Consider the following 20784-nt stretch of genomic DNA (forward strand, 5'->3'; position numbering starts at 1 on the left):
CTAGCCGGCCTTCGGAGCTCTGTAAAGCAGCCTAGGCATGTGGACAGCGAACCGAGGTGGTATACTGAACCACTTTGCCACGGCCACCTATGGCCGATGGCCGGTCTCTGCGTGTCTCGCACACGCCTTGGGCTTGCTGGAGAGATGACGCTCGCGCACATCACCGCTCAACTGGTAGACGATCCGTGGCACCGCGAGCTGGCCGAGAGCCTCCGCGCGCTGGGTGAGGGCCAAGTCCTCGAAGTCGAAGGTATCCCGGCTGCTGCCCGGGCGCCGGTCCTGGCCACGCTGATCCGCCGGCTCCAGTGCCCGTTCTTGCTGCTGACTGCCCGGCACGACCAGGCGTTCGAGCTCCAGGACACGCTCGCGACCTACCTCCCCGCGGGCCAGTCGCCGCTCCTCTGGCCGGCGCCCGAGACGCTCCCCTACGACCTCCTCGCCCCTGACCGAGCCGCTAGCGCCGAGCGCGTCGCGCTCCTCCGGCGTTTGGCGACCGACCCCTCTGCGGTGGTCATTGCCCCGGTGCGCGCGCTGACGCAGCTCCTCAGCCCGCCCGAGACGCTCTGGTCGCAGGCGATCGAGTTCCGAGTCGGTGAGACGCTCTCGCTGCGCGCTTTCCTCGCTCACCTGCTAGCTTCCGGGTACCAGCGCGCCGCGGTCGTCAGCGCTCCCGGGCAGTTCAGCCACCGCGGCGGCATCGTCGACCTCTGGCCTCCCGGTAGCCGGCTTGCCCTGCGCCTCGAGCTGTTCGGCGACGAGATCGAGTCGATCCGCCGGTTCGATCCGGATACCCAGCGTTCGGTGGAGCGAGTCCAGGCGGCTACTGTCCTGCCGCCAGTCGAGATCGACCAGAGCCGGCTTGCGGAGGCGGTGGAGCGGCTGCGCCGCATCGACACCGGATCGCTGAGGCCGGAGGTGCTGGCGGAGTGGGAGCGGCTCCTGGCACAGCTCGAACGCGGGGAGATGACCCCTGGGCCCGAGCTCTTCGCCCCCTTCTTCCTGAATCGCCCGGTAAGCCTGCTCGACTATCTCCCGGAGCCCCACCTAGTCGTCGTGGTGGATCCGGGCGCGGTCTACCTCGCGCTGGAGCAGATCGACGTGCAGGCCCAGGAACTCCGGGCGACGCTCGAGGAGAGCGGCGAGCTGCCCCAGGATCTCCCACTCCCGTACCACCCGCTCGAACGAGTCCTGGAGCGGGTGGAGAGTACGCGCCAGCTTCTCCTCGGTTCCCGGCCCCCGCAGTGGCCGGCCCGCGATATCGCCGCCTCTGCTGCTCAGGATGGCTACACGACCGATCTACCCAACCTGGCCGGTCGCCTCGGCCACCTCCCAAAGCTCGTCGAGGAGTTCACTGCCGGCGGCTGGCGACTGGTGCTGGCGAGCGAGCAGCGCGACCGGCTCACCGAGCTGCTCGAGGAGCACGGCATCTTCCCGCGAGTCCAGAAGGAGTCTCCGGCCGGGCTCGATGGCCAGGGTGCTCCTCCGTTGGAGCCAGGCACGATCGAGGTCGCCCGTGAGCGGCTCAGCGGCGGCTGGAAGCATACCGGGCAACGGATCCTAGTCCTCAGCGATCGCGAGATCTTCGGTTACCGCCGCGCCGTGCGCCGCCCGGCCGGCCGGCCGCGAGCCACGTCGGCCGATCTGCTCCAGCGGCTGAAGCCTGGCAGCTACGTCGTTCACGTCGAGCACGGCATCGCCCGCTACGGCGGGCTGGTCACGCTCGAGATCAGCGGGGTGACCCGGGAGTACCTCCTGCTGGAGTACGCCGACAACGACCGGCTCTATCTGCCGGTCGACCAGCTCGACCGCATCACGCTCTACGAGAGTTTCGACGGCGAGCCGGCTCTGACCCTGCTGGGCTCGCCGGAGTGGTCGCGCATCAAGCGCCGGGTACGGCAGGCGGTGCGCGAGCTGGCCTTCGATCTCCTCCAGCTCTACGCCGCGCGCGAGGCCGCGGTCGGGCATGCGTTCTCGCCTGACACTGCCTGGGATCACGAGCTGGAGGAGTCGTTCCCCTACGAGGAGACCCCTGACCAGTTGCGGGCGATCCAGGAGATCAAGGCCGACATGGAACGGCCGCGCCCGATGGATCGTCTCCTCTGCGGCGACGTGGGCTTCGGCAAGACCGAGGTGGCCGTGCGCGCGGCGTTCAAAGCGGTGAACGATGGCTTCCAGGTCGCCGTCCTGGTGCCGACCACCGTGCTGGCGCTCCAGCACTACACCACATTCCAGCAGCGCCTGGCGCCGTTCCCAGTGCGCGTGGAGATGCTCTCGCGGCTGCGCAGCCGTCAGGAGCAGGCCGAAATCGTGGAGGCCATCGCCCGTGGCGAAGTGGATATCGTCATCGGCACGCACCGGCTACTTCAGCGGGACGTTCGCTTCAAGCGCCTGGGCCTAGTAATCATCGACGAGGAGCAGCGCTTCGGGGTCGCGCACAAAGAGCACTTCAAGCGCCTGCGCACCAACGTCGATGTCCTGACCATGACGGCCACCCCGATCCCGCGCACGCTCTACCTGGCGCTCTCCGGTATCCGCGATCTGTCGGTGATCAACACGCCGCCGCTGGATCGCGCACCCGTGCGCACCTTCGTCACCCCGGCCAGGGACACGGTCATCCGCGAGGCGATCCTGCGGGAGATCGCCCGTGGGGGCCAGGTCTACGTCGTTCACAACCGGGTGCAGAGCATCGGCCACCTGGCCGGTCACCTCCAGCACCTCGTGCCCGAGGCCCGGTTTGCGATCGCTCACGGTCAGATGCCCGAGGACGAGTTGGAGCGCGTGATCCTGGCGTTCATCCGCCAGGAGTTCGATGTTCTCGTCTGTACGACGATCATCGAGTCGGGGGTGGATATCCCGAATGTCAACACGATCATCATCGACCAGGCGCACATGCTGGGGCTGACCCAGCTCTACCAGCTCCGCGGCCGCGTCGGGCGCAGCTACCAGCGGGCGTATGCCTACCTGCTCTACAACGACCGAAAGCCGCTCTCGAAGGAGGCCCAGGCGCGGTTGGAGGCGATTCAGGAGGCGACCGAACTGGGCGCTGGGTTTCAGATCGCCCTGCGCGATCTGGAGATCCGCGGTGCCGGCAACGTGCTCGGCCCCGAGCAGAGTGGCCACATCGCGGCCGTCGGCTTCGAGCTGTACACGCAACTCCTAGCGCGCGCCGTGGAGGAGATCAAGCAGGGCAGGCCGATCGAGGAGCCGACCAGCGTGACCATCGACTTGCCCGTGGAGGCGACGATTCCCGAATCCTACTGTGGCGACGAAGCCGTTCGGATGAGCCTGTACCAGCGCTTCGCCCGTATCCGTACACTGGGCGAGCTGCGCGAGCTCGTGGATGAGCTCGTGGATCGCTTCGGGCCGCTCCCGGCGCCGGTCGAGCGCATGGTCGATCTGGCCCGTCTCCGGGTGCGCGCCAACGGGATCGGCATTACCTCCATCCTCGAGCGAGATGGCGAGGTCTACATCCGGCCGGTGATCGGCACGCGGCTCGACCAGGGGGCGCTTCGCCGCCAGCTCGGGGCCGGAGTCTACGTCACCCCGCACCAGGTGCGGCTGGTTGCCGCCCGGCTCGCGACCGATGTCTGGCAGGCGGTGGTGGCGGTTCTCGATGCGATCGAGGAGGCGAACGCGACGCTGCTCCTCTCGGCAGGTTGAGCCCATGGAGTATTGCCCACTGCGCGGGAGATCTGCTCGGGAGCTGTCGCGATGGCGCTGTGGCTACGGGACTTCCCCGTCTTCGAGGGTGGCCAGGATCTCCCTCGCGCGCTCGGCCTGAGGTTCCAGCACGTAGAGCACGTGCTCGTTGGCGAAGTTCGTGAAGTAGGCTAGCCCGGGCCCGGTCGCCTTGACCAGCGCGACGATGCCTTCCTCGGCGAGCGCCTCGCGCCAGAGGGCGGCGATGATCTCGTTCGGCGCGACCGCCACCGGCACCACCGCAGCGTCTTCGAGATCGTCCGTGCCCAGCGAACCAGTCCTCATGGCCCTACCCCTTCAGGTAGACGATCGTGACGCCTTCGCCGCCCTCCCCGAGCCCAGCCAGCTCGAAGCGGTCGACGAGCGGGTGCTCGCGAAGGGTCTCGTGCACGACCGCGCGCAGGGTTCCGGTGCCCTTGCCGTGCACGATGCGTACCCAGGGCAGCCCGGCCCGGGCGGCGTCGTCGAGGTAGCGCTCCAGGCGCTGGATCGCGTCGGCGGCGCGCATTCCCCGCAGGTGCAGCTCTGGCTCGACCCGCGGCGGTGGCGGCGCCGCGATCGTTACCGGGCGGGTGGGCCGCGGCTCGGGAGCCGCGGCCACCTTACGGAGCACGCCCAGCGGCTGGCGTACCCGGAAGGCGCCGACCTGGATCTCGGCCTCGTCGCCGTCGTGCAGCGCCACGAGCTCTCCCTGAAGCCCGAGTGAGGGAACCTCCACCTGGTCGCCCACGCGAACGGCGTCTGGTTGGACGGCCGGCCGGCGGCGCCGAGCCGCGGCGCGGACGCTCCGGCGCGCCGATTCCAGCGCCTTTGCTGCCTGCTCGACTTCGACCGGCGTGGGGCGCTCCTCGCGCGCGGCCTGGCGCCGGAGGTGCCGGATCAGCTCGCGAGCCTCGGCCAGCTCGATCTCGAGCTCGGCCAGTGCCTCCTCGCGCGCTCGGCGTCGCTCCAGCTCTGCCTCGCGCAGTAGCTCCTCGGCCTGCCGACGCAGCGCTTCGGCCTCGGCTCTCGCCTGCCGCGCCTCCTCGAGGTGACGCTCCGCCGCCTCGCGACGGCGCCTGATCTCGGCCAGCAGCTCTTCGGCCCGCTCGGCGGCTGGGTCGAGGTAGCTGCGGGCCTCCTCGATCACTGCCTCGTCGAGGCCCAGTCGCCGCGCGATGACCAGCGCGTTCGATTGCCCCGGTATGCCGGTGACCAGGCGGTAGGTCGGGGTCAGCGTCTTGAGGTCGAACTCCACGCTCGCGTTCTCCAGCCCAGGCGTGGCGTAGGCGAACGCCTTCAGCTCGGGGTAGTGAGTAGTCACGACACCGAGGACACCGAGTTCGAGGAGGCGGGAGAGGATCGCCCGGGCCAGCGCCGCGCCCTCCTGGGGGTCGGTTCCGGCTGCCAGCTCGTCGAGCAGGACGAGGCTATCGGAGTCGGCGCTGCGCAGCGTGGCGACGATCCGGGTCATGTGCGAGGAGAACGTCGAGAGACTCTGCTCGATGCTCTGCTCGTCGCCGATGTCGGCGAAGATGGCCGGGAAGACGCTCAGGCCCGAGCCCTCGGCGGCCGGGATGAACATCCCGCTCTGGGCCATCAGTGCCAGCAGGCCCACGGTCTTGAGCGCCACCGTCTTGCCGCCGGTGTTCGGCCCGGTGATGACCAGGATACGGTAGGTCTCCCCGAGCGAGATATCGATCGGTACCACCGTCGCCGGATCCAGCAGCGGATGCCGTGCCTGGCGCAGCAGCACCCGGTGACGAGGATGGCCGCCCTCGTCGGCCCGGCCGCTGGCCTCCAGCAGTTGAGGCTCGACGGCGCGTTGGTCGAACGCCAGGCGAGCTTTGGCGAGCGCCAGGTCGATGGCGGCGACCGCGTCCACGGTCCGGTAGAGGTCGTCGGCGGCCAGCGCGATCTGATCGGTCAGGGCGCGGAGGATGCGCTGGATCTCGTGCTCCTCGGCGAGCTGGAGCTCGCGCCAGCGGTTGTTGAGTTCGACGACCTCCAGCGGCTCGATGAAGAGCGTCTGCCCGCTGGCCGAGACGTCGTGCGTGACCCCGGCCACCAGGTTGCGGCGATCGGCACGCACCGGGATCACGTAGCGCCCCTCGCGCATGGTGATGATCGGATCCTGGATCGCCTGGGCGACGTTCGTGCTCGCCAGCAGCCGGCGAAGCCGCTCGAGCAGCCGCTCGTGGGCCTGCTTCAGCTCGCGCCGGATCTCGACCAGCCGGTCGGAGGCAGTGTCGAGGATCTCAGCGCGCGGCCCGACCGTGCGCGCGAGGTCGGCCTCCAACCGGCTGAGCTCGGGGATCGCGAGAGTGAACTCGGCGAGCCGCGGGTAGCGCTCGGCCCAGTTCGGGAGCGTGAAGAATGCTCGGGCCAGCGCGCGGGCTGCTTGCACGGCGTCGAGCGTCTCGCGCAGCTCGGCCGGGCCCAGAAGCTGCCCATGCTCAGCGCGCTGGAGGATCGGCCGGATATCCCGCATGCCGCCGACCCCGAACCGCGGGTGCTCGGTCAGCAGCGCTACAGCCTCGCGGGTAACGCCGAGCAGGTAGGCGACCTGGCTAGGATCACCCGTTGGGCCGAGCTCGGAGGCGCGCTCGGCTGCCACCGAGAACTGGCAGCGTTGGGCCAGTAGCTCGCGCACGCGGTCGAATTCGAGAACTCGCAGGAGGTCGCTCGCCACGGTCAGAACCTTCTCTTTTCGTTCCAACACCTGTCGTCGTCAGCGTGCAAAGAGGCGGGCAGCGTGCGCCCGCTGCTGGGACAAGCGTATCGTGTCACGCTACGAGCCGCACGCCTCGTGAGGCGGTTTCGGGGCTTTCGCGCGAGTAGGGAGGAGACTTACGATGGCGGTCGGAGGACGGCGGGTGGCTCACCGGGCAGCCATTCGATGGTCAAGCGGTAAAGGGTCGGCGCGACCCGGAGCGCGGCCGGGGCCAGCAGAGATCTGTCCATCTCCCGGTTGAGACGCAGCCCGAACTGGTCTTGCGGCAGTTGGCGGATCGTCCCGTTGGCCACTTGGACCACTGCCGCTGTCACCCCGGCCGCGAAGACGAACGCCAGGAGCGACAACAGCAGCACGCCGAACGCGCCAGTCCGGAGCGCGGTCAACCGTCGCGTCGGAACCGGTGCGACCTGGAACGAGCGCAGCATGAGCAGCACCGCTCCGGCGGCCAGCAACGCGGCGGTGATCACGAAGGCCATGAGCTGAGACGCCCAATTCGACATCGATGGCGCGATCGAGCGCAAGGCGCTGGCCAGCGGCTCAGTGAACAGCGCCGCGCCGACCATTGCGGCGAACAAGGCGATCAGGCCGACCAGCGTCCGGCCGATGCCGCCGAGAAACGCCAGCGTGTAGGCCCCGAGAAAGACGACCATGATCAAAATATCGGCTATCGGCACCGGTATACCTCACCCCGTCCGCGACCTTCGTCGCCGTCTAGCGACTCGCCCTTGACACGAACATCTGTTCGCTCGTATAGTATAGGCTGAGGCGGTTTCTTCGTGCGCAGTGGAGCGAGGGAGACGATGCCCCGAGCGCTCAGCCAGCGACAACGAGCGATTCTCGATTACATCGAGCGCTTTCTGGATGAGAACGGCTACCCGCCGACCATCCGCGAGATCCAGCACGATCTGAACATCTCCTCGACCAGCGTGGTCGATTATAACCTGAACGTACTCGAGCAGCGCAACCTGATCCGGCGCAACCGGAATATCTCGCGCGGCATCGAGCTGGTCGGCCGTCGCAGCGCTGAGAAGCGCGTCGTTCGGATCCCGCTAGTCGGGCAGATCGCTGCCGGCCAGCCCCTGCCGGTCCTCGAGGAGGTCGACCCAGCGACGGTGAACGACCACATCGAGCTCAGTGTCGACCTCGTGGGAAGGTCGCAGGATGGCCTGTTCGCGCTCCGGGTCAACGGGTTTTCGATGATCGACGCCTTGATCGGCGACGGGGATATCGTCGTGTTGCGACGCCAGCAGACAGCGGAGAACGGGGAAACCGTCGCGGTCTGGCTGCGGCGAGAACAGGAGACGACGCTCAAGCGGTTCTACCATGAGGGGGATCGCATCCGCCTGCAACCTGCCAACGCGACGATGGCCCCGATCTACACGACACCCGATAACGTCGAGATTCAGGGCAAGCTAGTGACGGTACTGCGCTCTGTCTCCTAGCGGCAGCGATGTCGTCCCCGGCTCCGATGCGCGGAGCGTAAGCGACGAACCCGCCGAGTAAAGCCGCCGAAATTCGCAACGCGATCTACTGTTGCCGGAGCGGCTGGTTATGCCTCAGTTTCCGTCCCCCGTCACGATGCGTCCTCTCAGCAGGTCGGCGAACCGTTCTCAGACATAGCGAGCCTGTACGCGATCGGAGCGACCGGCGCAGCGGCATCTCCAGGCGGCTCACCGATCTGAGCCCCACCGGGGCTAACTCCATGCCGCCCTGAAATCGGCAGGTGGTGCTCCGACCAGGCGAAGGCATCCCTGCTGAGACGGATCCAAGACATGATATGGATGTCGTCAGAACAAGTGACATAGGAATTCAGTATGGCTTGGTGTCCGGAGCTCTTGACCACTGGACAGCCGTCCCGTAGTATCGGACGCGGTAGAATCTGTACGAACACCCCGATCTGCCTGGAGAGAAGGAGAGGACGATTGTGGATATCGGCCGCGCAATCGGCTTTATATTTCAGGATCAGCAGTGGCTCAAAAAGGTGCTGATCGGCGGGCTGCTCGTCTTCATCCCGATCATCGGCTGGCTGATCATCGGGGGTTATTTCCTACGGCTGATCCGCCAGGTCGCTGAGGGCCGCGATCTGCCCTTGCCCGAGTGGAACGACTTCGGCGGGGATCTGGTGCGTGGCCTCAAGGGGTTCGTCGTCGGGGTGGTCTGGTCGCTACCGGTCATCGTGCTGGCGGTCTGCACTGGAGCGCTCGGCGCGGTCGGTGATAGCACGGGCTCGGATGCTCCCCGCGCGATGGCGGCTGTGCTCGCTCTGGCGGGCAACTGCCTCTCGTTTCTCCTCTCGCTGGTGGTCGCGTTCTTTCAGCCGCTGTTCTACAGCCGGCTGGCAGTAACCGAGCGGATCAGCGACGGGCTCGCCTTCGGGGCTATCTTCGATGAAGCCCGGGGTCGTTTCGTCGATTTGCTCGTCGTCCTGCTCGTGGCCTTCGTGATTAGCCTGGTGGCGTCGTTCGGCCTGCTCCTCTGTCTGGTCGGGGTCGTGTTTACCACGTTCATCGGCTACGGCATGACCTGTCACCTGTACGGCCAGGTGCGCCGGCGCATCACGGGAACCCAGGCCGAGCCGCTGGCGCCGTCGCCGGCCTTCTAGCGCGCCGGACCGTAGGCACGGCCATGGCCGCTGGCGCGATGCGGGCCGCCCTGGCCACAGCCTGCATGACCGTGCGGGAGAGCCGGCCGCAGGTGCAAGACACCTGAACGGGTTCTCGTCGGGGCGAGCTGCAGCCGGCCTTCGAGAGGTGAGTATACGGGACGGTCCGGCATCGAGCATGATCTCGGATGATGGCTTCTGAGCCGGACCACATAGGCGAACCGCACGAGCTGGTCTCCCAGATCGGCTGAAGGAAGTTGCTATAACTTGACGCAATGACGTATAATCGGCTCGAAATCGACTGCCATCTCGTGCTGCGGGCCGGGTGAGCTATGGAATTCAAGGACTACTACAAGATCCTCGGCGTGCCGCGCGACGCCGACGAGAAGACCATCAAGGCGGCCTACCGGCGGCTGGCGCGCAAGTACCACCCTGACGTCAACAAGGGGGACCCGAAGGCCGAGGAGAAGTTCAAGGAGATCAACGAAGCGTACGAGGTCCTCAAGGACCCGGAGAAGCGCGCCAAGTACGACCGGTTCGGCGCCGACTGGGAGCGCTACCAGCAGGCAGCGGGCGCGCGCGCCGAGACGACCGACTTCTTCGAGTGGTTGTTCGGCAGCCGGCCGGGTGCCGAGACGCGCCAGGAGCGTCGAGAGCGAGCCGGTCAGGGATTCTCTGACTTCTTCGACCTCTTGTTCGGCGAATTCGGCGAGACGCTCGGGCGTGCCGGTACCCGCGAGCGGCGGCGCGTCCACCAGCGCCCGCAGCGCGGCCAGGACTACGAGCACCCGATCGAGGTCTCGTTGCGCGAGGCCTATCACGGCGCCACGCGCCGGCTGGACGTCAAGATCGACGAGCGCTGCCCGACCTGCGGTGGCAGCGGGCTCAACGGCCGCGGCATCTGCTTGACCTGCCAGGGAACCGGCTTCGTCAGCCGGACCAAGACGCTCGAGGTCAAGATCCCGCCCGGCGTGCGCGACGGCTCGCGCATCCGCATCGCCGGCCAGGGTGGGCCGGGGGTCGACGGCGGGCCGCCTGGCGACCTTTACCTGAAGGTTGTCCTGCTGCCCGACCCGCGCTTCGAAGTCGACGGTGACAACCTGCGGACGGAGGTCGAGGTTCCGCTCTATACCGCCCTGCTCGGTGGCGAGGTGGTGGTGCCGACGCTCGATCGACCTGTCGTGCTGCGCATCCCGCCGGAGACGCAGAATGGCCAGGTGTTCCGCCTGCGTGGCAAGGGTATGCCCTCTCTCAAAGGCGATCAGCGGGGCGACCTGCTGGTTCGGGTGAAGGTCGTGCTGCCGACCAAGCTGACGCCGGAAGAGCGACAGCTCTTCGAGCGGTTGCGCGAGCTGCGCGAGTCTCGCGTCCGGGCCTGACCTGCCTATCGGTTCCCGTACGGCTGCAGCTCACCTCAGCGCTCGCGGGTTCCCGTCGAGGTTCCGTCGCCGTGCTATAGTTTTGCCCGGCCCGCAGGACAACCGAGCGTCTGCGGGGATTGAAGCGAGAAGGGGACGACCATGCCCGCCACGATCATCCTCGGCGGCCAGTGGGGTGACGAAGCGAAGGGGAAGATCACCGATACCCTGGCGGCCCAGGCTGACATGGTGATTCGCCCGAACGGTTCGACCAACGCCGGCCACACCGTCGTGACCGAAGAGGGCGTGTTCAAGTTCCACCTCGTACCCTCGGGCATCCTGTACCCGCACTGCACCTGCGTCATCGGGGCCGGCGTCGCCGTCTCGCCGCCAGACCTGATCCGCGAGATCGAGGCGCTTCAGCAGCGCCAGCTCGACCTGGGGCGTCTCTTCTTGAGCGACCGGGCGCACGTCGTGATGCCGTACCACCCGCTCCTCGACCAGTACGAGGAGGAGCGGCTCGGGCCCGCCAGCATCGGCACCACGCGCCGGGGCAACGGGCCGGCGTTCACCGATAAGATCGCCCGGCGCGGCATCCGGGTGGCTGATCTGCTCGAGGGGGCGGAGGCCGAGCTGCGTGCCAAGCTCGAGCGGATCCTCCCGGAGAAGAACGTGCTGTTGACCGGGCTCTACGGCGCCCCGGCCCTCGACTTGGAGCAGATCCTGGCGCAAGCGCTAGAGTGGGGAGAGCGTCTAGCCCCCTACGTGGTGGCTGCCGAGGCGCTCGTCCAGGATGCGCTGCGCGCGGGCAAGCGGATCCTGATCGAGGCTGCCCAGGGGTGCATGCTCGACCTGGACTACGGCACCTACCCGTACGTGACCTCCACCTCCCCAACCGCGGCCGGCGCCTGCCAGGGGGCCGGTATCGGGCCGACGCAGGTCGATCGGATCATCGGCGTCTTCAAGGCGTACACTACGCGCGTCGGTGCCGGCCCGTTCCCGACCGAGCTGCACGATGCCACCGGCCAGCTCCTGCGCGAGCGTGGCATGGAGTTCGGCACGACGACCGGCCGGCCCCGGCGCACCGGGTGGTTCGACGCGGTGGCAGCCCGCTACGCGGCTCAGCTCAACGGCATGACCGAGATCGCGCTCACGAAGCTGGACGTCCTGGACGCGCTCGACGAGATCCCGATCTGCGTCGGCTACCGGATCGACGGCCGTGAGGTCGCCGTGCCGCCGGCCCGCACCGATCTCCTGGAGCGGGTCCAGCCGGTGTACGAAGTGCTCCAGGGCTGGCGCACCGACACGTCGCAGGCCACGAGCATCGAAGAGCTGCCGGCGGCGGCCGCGCGCTACATCCAGCGCATCGAGGAACTGGTTGGGATCCCGGTCACCATGATCGGCGTGGGCCCGGCGCGCCGGCAGATTCTTTGGCGCACGGCCGGTGCCCTGGCCTGAAGGGCGAGCTGTCTCTCCGTGCGTCCCTGAGGGGAAGTTTAGCGCTACCCTGTCGTCCCGGAGAGCGAATCGAGCCTTCGAGCAGCCCGCGCGCGGAGGCTGGACAGCCTGTTTCTCGCACTTTAAGCTCGGGGCCGGTGAATACCGGTGTTCGTGGGTGGTGCGTCGAGACCGCAGGGAGCGTGCCATGCTCGATGCGCAGCAGATACAGGAGATCATCCCGCACCGCTATCCCTTCCTGCTCGTCGATCGCATCGTCGAGATCGAGTGGGGGCAGCGGGCGGTCGGAGTCAAGAACGTCACGGTGAACGAGCCGTTCTTTCAGGGGCATTTCCCCGGCAACCCGATCATGCCGGGGGTGCTGATCGTCGAGGCGCTGGCCCAGGTCGGCGCGGTCGCGATCCTGGGGATGGAGGAGCACCGGGGCAAGCTGGCCTTCTTCGCCGGTATCGAGCGCGTGCGCTTCAAGCGGCCGGTACGTCCGGGCGATGTGCTCCGCCTGGAGGTCCAGGTGGGCAAGATGCGCCGCAACATCGGCACTGGGACGGGCAGGGCGACCGTCGACGGCCAGGTCGTCGCCGAGGGCGAGCTGATGTTCGCCCTGATCGACCCGGAGACAGCCAGGTAGGGGATATCCGGATGAGCCCGCCGGTCATCCCACCGTGGCCCGGGCGATCTCCGTGGCCACAGCACCCGGAGCGCATCCTCGTGGTCAAGCCCTGCTGCCTGGGCGACGTGCTGATGGCCACGCCCGCCCTGCGCGCGCTGCACCTCGCGTTCCCGCAAGCCAGCATCGACGTGGCGGTAACTGCCTGGGCGGCGCCTGTGCTCGATGGGAACCCGCATCTCCGCCGCCTCATCCGTTACCCCGATCGCGCTACCCCGCAGGAGATACTGCGGCTCGGCCTCCGGCTTCGTCGTGAGCGCTACCAGCTCGGGATCGGGCTGGATCGCTCTCCATGGGTCAACCTGCTGCTGTGGCTGGCCGGCATCCCGGTACGGGCAGGCATCGACAGCCGGCGCCGCGGCTTGCTGCTCACCCATCGCGCCCGGCCGCGACCGGGGCAGCACGAGACGGAGCTCTATCTCGAAGTGCTGGAGCAATTGGGCATCGAGCAGGAGGGGCTCCATCCGGAGTACGAAGTCCCTCCGGGCGCGCGCGCAGCGGTCGATCGTCTGCTCGCCGACCTCAGAATCCAGGATCGCGCTTCGGCGCTGGTGGTAGTCCATCCGGGCGGGGCGGTCAACCCTGGCGCGACGATGCTGAGCAAGCGCTGGCCACCGGAGCGCTACGCCGAGCTTATCGACCGGCTGGTCGTGGATCATGGGGTCGCTGTCGTGCTCGTCGGCGGCTCGTCCGACCGCGAGGCTGTCGAGGCTGTCAAGCAGGCGGCCCGGAGCTCGGTCTACGATCTCAGCGAGCGGTTGGCCCTGCCGGAGCTGGCGGCGCTCTGCGCGGTGGCCCAGCTCTTCGTCGGCAACGACAGCGGCGCGAGCCATCTGGCCGCCGCGGTCGGCACGCCGACGGTCACGATCTTCGGGCCGACCAGCCCGCTCCAGTATCGCCCCCTAGGGCCACGGAGCCGGGTCTGCGCGCCCGAGGCGAGCTGGCACCTGCCGACCGGCGTCGACCTGAGACGCAGCCAGCGGGAGGATCCCACGCTCGACATCCGCCAGGTCACGGTCGACGAGGTCTATGGTGCCTGTGCCCATCTGCTGGGACAGGCGGCGACTCGATGCTGATGCGCCAGTTCGCGCGCGGCACCATTCGGCGACTGGGGGCCGCCTGGCCCGTTGTACCGGCAATTCCGGCCAGGGCCGAGCTGCTGTTGGTCCGCCCCGATCACCTGGGTGACGTCCTCTTCCTGCTCCCCGCGCTGGAGCGCCTGCGCCGGGCGCTTCCGGAGTTGCGCATCTCCCTGATGGTCGGCCCCTGGAGTCATCCAGTCGTAGCTCGAGACCCGCACGTCGACGAGATTCTCACTTTCCCGTTCCCCGGCTTTACCCGGGAGCGACCCTCGAGCCCGTTTGTCCCGTACCTCGTGCTGCGCCGGCTAGCCGCGCACCTGCGCCGGCGCGCTCCGCTGGCAGCCGTGATCCTGCGCGACGACCACTGGTGGGGAGCCTGGCTCGCACGCGCTGCCGGGATTCCGATCCGGATCGGCGCAGACCACCCCGCGGTCCGCCCGTACCTTACCCACCCGGTTCGCCTCACTGGATCCCACTGGGTGGAGCGCAACTGCGAAATCCTCGATGCCACGACCCGGCTGCTCGGCGGCCAACCGCCAGCCACAGCGGTCGATCCCCAGTGCGCTCCGCTGCGCTGGTATCCCTGGCCGGGCGCGGAGCTCGAAGCCCGTCGGCTACTCGACGAGGCCGGAGTTGGAGAACCGTACGCTGTGATCCACCCCGGCGCCGGCGCTCCGGTCAAACGCTGGCCGGCGACGCGCTGGATCGCAGTTGGCCGCCAGCTCGTCGCCGGTGGGCTTCAGGTGGTGCTGACCGGCGGGCCGGACGAGCGCGAGCTGGTCGAGGCGATCCGACAGGGGATCGTCGAGGGGGCGGTCTCGCTGGCGGCCCGCACGACGCTCCCGGTCCTGGCCGAGGTTCTCCGCGGCGCCCGGCTGGTCATCGGCCCGGATGCCGGCCCGCTGCACCTGGCCGTCGCGGTCGGCACCCCGACGCTCCATCTCTTCGGGCCGAGCCAGCCCGAGCACTTCGGTCCCTGGGGCGATCCGCGCAAGCACCGCGCGCTCGAGGCGGGCTGGCGCTGCCCGCGCTGCGGCGACCTCGGCCCCGAGCGGCCCGAAGGCGCTGGGTGCATGCTGGCGATCTCGACCGAGCAGGTGCTCGCGGCTTGCCAGGAACTGCTCGACCATGCGTGATCGCCCGCTCCTCATCGGCATCGACGCTAGCCGGATCCTGCCCGGCCGCTCGACCGGCACCGAGCGCTACTCGCTGCGGATCACCGAGGCGGTGCTCGCGGCCGGACCCGAGCACCGGTACCGCCTGTATCTGAACCAGCAGCGGGCGCTCCCCATCGTGCTACCGCCAAAGGCTGAGCTCCGTTCGATCCCGCTCCGGAGGCTGTGGACGCACGCGCGGCTCTCCCTCGAGCTCTGGCAGCGACCCGTCGACGTGCTCTTCGTGCCTGCGCATGTCGTGCCGCTGTTCGCCCGGGGCCCCGCCGTGGTGACGATCCACGACGTCGGGTACCGGTACGAGCCGGAGGCGCATCCCCGCCGGAGCAGGCTGTACCTGGAGTGGTCCACGCGCTGGAGCGTCCGGCGCGCCGCCCGGATCATCGCGATCTCCGAGAGCACTCGTGACGACCTGCGTCGCTTCTACGGTGTCCCCGAGGAGAAGGTGCGCGTCATACCGCACGGGGTCGATCCCCAGTTCGTCCCACAGCCTCCTGAGGCACAGCAGGAGGTCCGGGAGCGGTATGGTCTCCGTCGCCCGTTCGTCCTCTACCTTGGCACGATCCAGCCGCGCAAGAACCTGGTGCGGCTGGTGCGCGCCTTCGAGCGGCTGGCCGACTGCATGCCGGATCTGGAGCTGGCGCTGGGCGGCAAGCGTGGCTGGCTGGCGGAACCGATCGAGCAGGCGATCGCGTGCAGCCGCCACCGCGAGCGGATTCACCTCCTCGGGTACATCCCGGAGGAGGATCTGCCGGCCCTCTACAGCGCGGCCGCAGTCTTCACCCTCCCCTCGCTCTACGAGGGGTTCGGCCTGCCGGCCCTCGAGGCGATGGCGTGTGGAGTGCCGGTCGTCGTCTCTAACCGCGGGGCGTTGCCAGAGATCGCGAGGCCGGCGTTGCTGGTCGACCCGCTCGACGTCGACGCGCTGGCCGAGGGGTTGCGACAGGCCCTCCAGCCTGACGCGCGCCAGCGACTCGTGGCCGCCGGGCTAGAGCACGCGCGGCGCTTCCGCTGGGAAGTGGCCGGGCGTGCTACGCTGGAGGTGCTCGAAGAGGCAGCGCGGTCAGGGCGAAGGCGGAGCGAAGCGTGACCGCAAGCCACCGCTTCCAGCGCTTCCTGGTCATCAAGCTCGCCGACCTGGGCGACGCGGTGCTGGCATTGCCCGCCTTGCAGGCGCTCCGCCGCACCTATCCTCAGGCCGAGATCCACGTGCTGACCACGCCGGTCGGAGGCCAGGTCTTCCGCCTCAGCCCAGCCGTCGACCGGGTGATCGTTCTGGAGAAGAGCCGCTACGATCGGCCGGTCCAGGCCATCGATCCTCGTGGTTGGCTCCCGCTGCTGCGCCTGGCGGTGGGGCTGCGCCGCAGGCGATTCGACGCCGTGATCCTGCTGCATCATCTCACCTTACCGTTCGGCCGGCTGAAGTACCGCGCCCTGCTGTTCGCTACCGGAGCGCCGGTGCGGTCCGGGCTCGACAATGGCACCGCGACGTTTCTCACTCACACTGCACCTGACCTCGGCTTCGGGGCAAAGCCCGAATGGCAGTACGCCCTGGACGTGATGAAGACGGTCGGAGTCGTCGCCGATGGCGGCCCGCCGCGGCTTTCCCTGACGGACGAGGCGCGCCGGCAAGCGATCTCGCTGCTGGAGCCGGGGGGCGGTGAGAGTTCCCTGGTCGTGCTCCACCCAGGCGTCGGGCCGTACGGCCCGGGGCGCGCCTGGCCGCCTGAGCGGTTTGCAGCGCTCGCTCGCGGTCTCCTGGCAGCCGGGTGCCGGGTTGCGGTGACCGGAGCCGAGCGGGAGCGGCCGCTCGCCCAACCGGCGCTCGCCCTCGACGGCGTCCTCGATCTGGTGGGACGGACCGGAATCGCGACGCTTGCGGCTGTGCTGGAGCAGGCCCACCTGGTCATCGGCGCCGACAACGGCGTGCTCCACCTCGCCAGCGCGGTCGGCACACCGGTCCTGGCGATCTTCGGCCCCTCCAACATCGATGCCTGGGCGCCGTACGGCGCCGTTCCCCATGTGATACACAGCGCTCTACCGCGCGCTGTATCGTCCATCGCGCTGCATGCCGGTCTGCCCTGCTCACCCTGCTTCTACGTCGGCTACCGCCTGGGCCGGCCCGCTGGCTGCTCGCGGCGGACCTGCTTGGACGCGATTACGCCGGAGGCCGTGCTGGAGATCGCGCGAGCGATGCTGGTGGCTAGGATCGGCCCTCGGGAGCGCGTTCGCGAGAGACCGCCACAGTGAGCGCACCTGCCCCGGCCGAACTGAGGGATCGGGCCGATGGGCACAAGCCCATCACGTATGGTATAGTTCACCTAGGCTGGCCAGATGGTCAGCCACTTTTTCGCGCCGGAGGTGATGAGCCATGACGCCGTCGATCACGTTGCAGTTGCCTGAGATCCTCGAGCGGCTCGACCGGATCGGGGTGCGTCTTTGACCTCCCCGGGAAGCGCCAGGAGATCGCCCAGCTCGAGGAGCTGAGCGCCGATCCGGAATTCTGGAACGACCCGCAGCGTGCCCAGCGGACCATGCGACGACTGAGCCAGCTCCGCGAGCAGGTGGAGCAGTGGGAGTCGCTTTCCCGCCAGGCGCGCGATTTGCAGGAACTGTCCGAGCTGGCTGGAGACGACGACAACCTCCAGGCTGAGCTGGCTGCCGAGGTCGAGCAGCTCGCCGGCCAGCTTCACCAGCTCGAGCTGCGGCTCATGTTGAGCGGCCCGTACGACGCCCAGGATGCCATCCTGGCGGTGCACGCCGGAACTGGGGGGGTCGATGCGCAGGACTGGGCCGAGATGCTGCTTCGGATGTACCTGCGCTGGGCGCAGCGCGCCGGTTACCAGGCGGAGGTGCTCGACATCAGCGAGGGCGAGGAAGCCGGCATCAAGAGCGCGACCGTCGAGATCCGTGGCCCCTATGCCTACGGGTACATCAAGGGGGAGGCCGGCACGCACCGGCTGGTGCGGCTCTCCCCGTTCGACGCCGCGCATCGCCGCCATACGGCCTTCGCGCTGGTCGAGGTGCTGCCCGACGTCGAGGACGACACCGAAGTCGAGATCCGCGAGGAGGACCTGCGGATCGATACCTACCGTGCTTCGGGAGCCGGTGGCCAGCACGTGAACAAGACCGAGTCGGCGGTCCGCATCACGCACCTGCCCACCGGGATCGTGGTGACCTGCCAGAACGAGCGCTCGCAGATCCAGAACCGCGAGACCGCGATGAAGATCCTCCGGGCCCGGCTGATCGAGCTGAAGCTACGGGAGCGCCAGGAGCAGCAGGCTCGTCTCAAGGGGAAGCCATCGGTGACCGGTTGGGGCAGCCGGATCCGCTCGTATGTCCTGCATCCCTACACGATGGTGACCGACCACCGCACCGAGGTGAGCACGTCGAATATCCAGGCGGTGTTGGATGGTGAGCTGGAGCCGTTCATCGAGGCCTACCTCGAGCGCCAGCTCAGTGACCTGAGCCTGGAGCCGGTGTAGCACGAACAACCCTCACCCTGCACTTGACGCGGCCCTCTCTCGAATCTTCGGGGGAGCAGCAAGGGGTGAGGGTATGCTCATCTTTGCCCGGCTCCTCTCCCCGCTGCTAGAATCGGGCCACCAAGCCGATCGTGGCGTGGGCGACGTCTCGAGCCGCGAGAGCGAGTGCGCGAGGCCATGATTCCTCTGAGGACCCGCTCGACTCGTTCCACCCTGGCAGGCGCCGGCGGCGAGCGGCGGCGCGCGCTGGCCGGCCGGCGATGATCCCCATTCGCTGGCCCGTCCATGCCGGGAATCGAAGGCCTTCGTGTGGGCTGGCAGGGATCTGGCGATTCGAGCCGGGCCGGCTCCTCGCGGTTTTGCTGGGGATCCTGCTCCTGCTCGCGCTCGCCCCACCGGTCGAAGCCGAGCCGGCGGTCTCCTTCCGGGCGGTGAGCGCAACCATCGCCTTCCCCGAGGCGATCGAGTTCACGCTCGACGCGACCGCTGGCCAGGAGGTTACTCGTCTTGAGCTGCTCTACCGCCCTGAACCCTCGCCGGTCACGACCCTCGTCCGGCCGCCGTTCCAGCCGGGGCGCGAGCTGCGCGTCTCGTACCGGCGCGACATGCTGACCAACTACTTGCCGCCGGGCATCGATATCCTCTACCGCTGGCGGCTGCACTTCTCCGATGGGAGCTGGGTGGACTCTCCTGAGCAGACCCTCCTCTACCTCGACCAGCGGTACTCCTGGGCGCGGTTCGAGCAGGGGCCGGTACAAATCTTCTCCGCTGTTGCCGATCCTGCTCATGGCCAGACCGCGCTCGCCGTCACGCTCGAGGCGATCGATCGCTTCCGCGCGGCCTTCGGAGTCGAGGTCGAGGGTCCGGTTCGAGTGGTCGTGTACCCGAGCCAGCGGGATCTACTGGGCGCGCTGCCGCCGCAGAGCGCTGAGTGGATCGGTGGGTTCGCCCAGCCCGAGCTGCGTCTAGTCGTGACTGGGGTTGCCCCCGGCCCGGGAGCCGAGGGTGAGCTGCGCCGCGTGCTGAGCCACGAGGTGGTGCACCTGATGGTCGCTCAGGTCACGCGTAACCCGTACAACTCGCCCCCGTCCTGGCTGGACGAGGGGCTCGCTACGTACTACCAGGAGGTCGACGACCCGCGCTTCGATTCGATCCTGGAGCGTGCTGTCCGGGAAGGGCGACTGATCCCGGTACGGGCTCTCAACTCCAGCTTCCCGGTCGACCCGGAGCAGGCGCTGCTCTCCTATGCCGAGAGCCGGAGCATCGTCCAGTTCATCGTCGAGCAGATGGGCGAGGAGCGGATGGCCGCGCTGCTTCGCGTCTTCCAGGAAGGCGTCTCGTACGACGAGGCCGTCCAGCGCGCGCTGGGGATGACGATCGAAGAGCTGGATCAGGCGTGGAAGGCCTGGCTCGGCTATCCCGGTGACCGGGTGGCCGGGGTCACCGATCGGTCTCGGAGCGAGCCGCCGGCCGCCGCGGACGCTCCATTGCTGCTGATGGGGCTTGTCGCGCTGCTCAGCCTCTTGCTGGTGACTGGGCGGTGGGCCCGCAGGCGGCGAGCGTCCCGGCTACCTGCTGGCTGGCCGAACCAGCCGGCAGGCGGGGTCGATGTCGGGAACGATTCCTCGCTCTACGGGGTGCGAGATTGAGCGCGGATGGTCATGACGCGGCGGAGTGCTCGGACGCTGGCGGCCGGGCCAGCAGCAGTAGCTCGATCAGCAGGACAATCAGCGCCAGCAGGCCAGCGTTGACCGGGCTGAGTACCTCGAGCATCCGAAGCAGCAGGCAGCCGACGATGAACATCGCGGCCAGGTAACCCTGGCGCCGGGCGCGGAGTGGGTCGTAGCGCCGGCCTTGCCGGGCGGCCAGTCGTGCTCCGAGCAGATAGGCGAACAGGGTGAAGATCGTCGCCAGCGACATCGTCAGCGGCACCAGGAAGAGCAGGAGCGTGGGCAATGCCTGTGCCTCCTCGGGATCGACGAATGTCCAGACGTAGAGCAGCATCGACCAGGCGAAGACGGCCTCGAGGTCGAGCAGCGGGATCGACGCCAGCCGTGCCAGCGGGGCAAACGTGAGGACTGGGGCGAGGATGAACAGCCCATAAGCGAGCAGGCGCTCGGAGGCCCAGAAGTCTGGTACGCTCCCGACGTCGTAGGCCATGATCAGAAGACCGGCCAGATACCAGGCCGCCACGCCGGCGCTTGCCATTGCGAGGCCGGCCAGGATACGCGCGACGGTGCGCACGGAGCCACCTCCAGGCCTCGGGTTAGCGAACAAGCCTCCCTCAGTCTAGCAGCTCGGGGCCGGCTGCCAAGCTGCCGACTTTCGCGCAGGCAACCGGGGCGCGTGGAGGCCGGTGAGAGCCAGGAGCCGAACAGCCCGGTATACTTTTGTCAGGTTCCACGGAAGCCGCTGGCTGCCGCGCCCTCGTGCCGGAACCAGTCGAAGGCACCGGGTTCGACCCATTGCAGCTCCAGCGCCGCTTCGGGGGTAAACCTTTTGCCTTCGGCCCATCCTGGCGCCATGCGATCCGGAGGAGATGCCC

The 20784-nt window shown here is 68.5% G+C and carries 17 protein-coding genes; 12 read left to right on the plus strand and 5 right to left on the minus strand.

Annotated elements, in window-relative coordinates; all coding sequences use genetic code 11:
- Positions 1-144 precede the first annotated feature (144 nt).
- Positions 145-3660, plus strand: a complete 3516-nt coding sequence (mfd, locus tag NET02_RS04125) for a transcription-repair coupling factor (protein WP_284056106.1) — start codon at positions 145-147, stop codon at positions 3658-3660.
- 63 nt (positions 3661-3723) lie between these two features.
- On the opposite strand, the gene NET02_RS04130 is transcribed toward mfd, so the two are convergent.
- The 3 genes from NET02_RS04130 to NET02_RS04140 all read right to left on the minus strand — a co-directional run bounded on the left by NET02_RS04130 (position 3724) and on the right by NET02_RS04140 (position 7089).
- Positions 3724-3984, minus strand: coding sequence for a hypothetical protein (locus NET02_RS04130; protein ID WP_284056107.1), 261 nt, complete (start codon positions 3982-3984; stop codon positions 3724-3726).
- Between the two features lie 4 nt (positions 3985-3988).
- A complete protein-coding gene (locus NET02_RS04135) occupies positions 3989-6370 on the minus strand; it encodes an endonuclease MutS2 (protein ID WP_284056108.1) in 2382 nt (793 codons plus the stop codon).
- Positions 6371-6528: 158 nt separating this feature from the next.
- Positions 6529-7089, minus strand: coding sequence for a hypothetical protein (locus NET02_RS04140; RefSeq protein WP_284056109.1), 561 nt, complete (start codon positions 7087-7089; stop codon positions 6529-6531).
- Between the two features lie 126 nt (positions 7090-7215).
- Here NET02_RS04140 and lexA point away from each other — a divergent pair, with 126 nt between their 5' ends.
- The 11 genes from lexA (at position 7216) to NET02_RS04195 (ending at position 19888) form a co-directional block, all read left to right on the plus strand.
- Positions 7216-7857 carry a transcriptional repressor LexA gene (gene lexA, locus NET02_RS04145; protein WP_284056110.1) on the plus strand — a complete coding sequence of 214 codons (642 nt, stop codon included), beginning with the start codon at positions 7216-7218 and terminating at the stop codon, positions 7855-7857.
- Positions 7858-8339: 482 nt separating this feature from the next.
- Entirely contained in the window at positions 8340-9017 is a 678-nt protein-coding gene (locus NET02_RS04150; protein ID WP_284056111.1) for a DUF4013 domain-containing protein, read from the plus strand.
- Between the two features lie 332 nt (positions 9018-9349).
- On the plus strand, positions 9350-10396 hold the full coding sequence (locus tag NET02_RS04155) for a J domain-containing protein (protein ID WP_284056112.1): 1047 nt from the start codon (positions 9350-9352) through the stop codon (positions 10394-10396).
- A 141-nt stretch (positions 10397-10537) separates the two neighbouring features.
- Positions 10538-11833, plus strand: coding sequence for an adenylosuccinate synthase (locus NET02_RS04160; RefSeq protein WP_284056113.1), 1296 nt, complete (start codon positions 10538-10540; stop codon positions 11831-11833).
- 187 nt (positions 11834-12020) lie between these two features.
- Positions 12021-12461, plus strand: coding sequence for a 3-hydroxyacyl-ACP dehydratase FabZ (fabZ, locus tag NET02_RS04165; protein ID WP_284056114.1), 441 nt, complete (start codon positions 12021-12023; stop codon positions 12459-12461).
- Positions 12462-12472: 11 nt separating this feature from the next.
- A complete protein-coding gene (gene waaF, locus NET02_RS04170; protein ID WP_284056115.1) occupies positions 12473-13576 on the plus strand; it encodes a lipopolysaccharide heptosyltransferase II in 1104 nt (367 codons plus the stop codon).
- Positions 13570-14718, plus strand: a complete 1149-nt coding sequence (locus NET02_RS04175; protein WP_284056116.1) for a glycosyltransferase family 9 protein — start codon at positions 13570-13572, stop codon at positions 14716-14718. Before waaF ends, NET02_RS04175 begins: the two co-directional genes overlap by 7 nt.
- Positions 14711-15844, plus strand: a complete 1134-nt coding sequence (locus tag NET02_RS04180) for a glycosyltransferase family 4 protein (RefSeq protein ID WP_284056117.1) — start codon at positions 14711-14713, stop codon at positions 15842-15844. The genes NET02_RS04175 and NET02_RS04180 overlap by 8 nt, the downstream gene beginning before the upstream one ends.
- Positions 15841-17004 carry a glycosyltransferase family 9 protein gene (locus NET02_RS04185; RefSeq protein WP_284056118.1) on the plus strand — a complete coding sequence of 388 codons (1164 nt, stop codon included), beginning with the start codon at positions 15841-15843 and terminating at the stop codon, positions 17002-17004. Before NET02_RS04180 ends, NET02_RS04185 begins: the two co-directional genes overlap by 4 nt.
- A gap of 121 nt (positions 17005-17125) precedes the next feature.
- A protein-coding gene (prfB, locus tag NET02_RS04190; RefSeq protein WP_284056119.1) for a peptide chain release factor 2 occupies positions 17126-18239 on the plus strand; the annotation gives its coding sequence in 2 pieces (ribosomal slippage) (positions 17126-17194 and positions 17196-18239; 1113 coding nt in all).
- A 260-nt stretch (positions 18240-18499) separates the two neighbouring features.
- The gene (locus tag NET02_RS04195) at positions 18500-19888 is read left to right on the plus strand and encodes a peptidase MA family metallohydrolase (protein WP_284056120.1); all 1389 of its coding nucleotides are present in this window, start codon (positions 18500-18502) and stop codon (positions 19886-19888) included.
- Between the two features lie 10 nt (positions 19889-19898).
- Here the strand turns inward: NET02_RS04195 and NET02_RS04200 are convergent, their stop codons facing one another.
- Positions 19899-20483 carry a hypothetical protein gene (locus NET02_RS04200; protein ID WP_284056121.1) on the minus strand — a complete coding sequence of 195 codons (585 nt, stop codon included), beginning with the start codon at positions 20481-20483 and terminating at the stop codon, positions 19899-19901.
- Between the two features lie 149 nt (positions 20484-20632).
- Positions 20633-20764 carry a hypothetical protein gene (locus NET02_RS04205; protein ID WP_284056122.1) on the minus strand — a complete coding sequence of 44 codons (132 nt, stop codon included), beginning with the start codon at positions 20762-20764 and terminating at the stop codon, positions 20633-20635.
- Between the last annotated feature and the right edge of the window lie 20 nt (positions 20765-20784).

The organism is Thermalbibacter longus, from assembly GCF_023806485.1.
GTDB classification, from domain to species: Bacteria; Chloroflexota; Chloroflexia; order Thermomicrobiales; family Thermomicrobiaceae; genus Thermalbibacter; species Thermalbibacter longus.

Bases quoted from the DNA above. Each gene is read 5' to 3' on its own strand.
- waaF (WP_284056115.1), top strand. From the start codon at position 12,473: ATGAGCCCGCCGGTCATCCCACCGTGGCCCGGGCGATCTCCGTGGCCA.
- NET02_RS04205 (WP_284056122.1), bottom strand. From the start codon at position 20,764: ATGGCGCCAGGATGGGCCGAAGGCAAAAGGTTTACCCCCGAAGCGGCG.
- NET02_RS04160 (WP_284056113.1), top strand. From the start codon at position 10,538: ATGCCCGCCACGATCATCCTCGGCGGCCAGTGGGGTGACGAAGCGAAG.
- NET02_RS04155 (WP_284056112.1), top strand. From the start codon at position 9,350: ATGGAATTCAAGGACTACTACAAGATCCTCGGCGTGCCGCGCGACGCC.
- lexA (WP_284056110.1), top strand. From the start codon at position 7,216: ATGCCCCGAGCGCTCAGCCAGCGACAACGAGCGATTCTCGATTACATC.
- NET02_RS04195 (WP_284056120.1), top strand. From the start codon at position 18,500: ATGATCCCCATTCGCTGGCCCGTCCATGCCGGGAATCGAAGGCCTTCG.
- NET02_RS04180 (WP_284056117.1), top strand. From the start codon at position 14,711: ATGCGTGATCGCCCGCTCCTCATCGGCATCGACGCTAGCCGGATCCTG.
- mfd (WP_284056106.1), top strand. From the start codon at position 145: ATGACGCTCGCGCACATCACCGCTCAACTGGTAGACGATCCGTGGCAC.
- NET02_RS04175 (WP_284056116.1), top strand. From the start codon at position 13,570: ATGCTGATGCGCCAGTTCGCGCGCGGCACCATTCGGCGACTGGGGGCC.
- NET02_RS04130 (WP_284056107.1), bottom strand. From the start codon at position 3,984: ATGAGGACTGGTTCGCTGGGCACGGACGATCTCGAAGACGCTGCGGTG.
- fabZ (WP_284056114.1), top strand. From the start codon at position 12,021: ATGCTCGATGCGCAGCAGATACAGGAGATCATCCCGCACCGCTATCCC.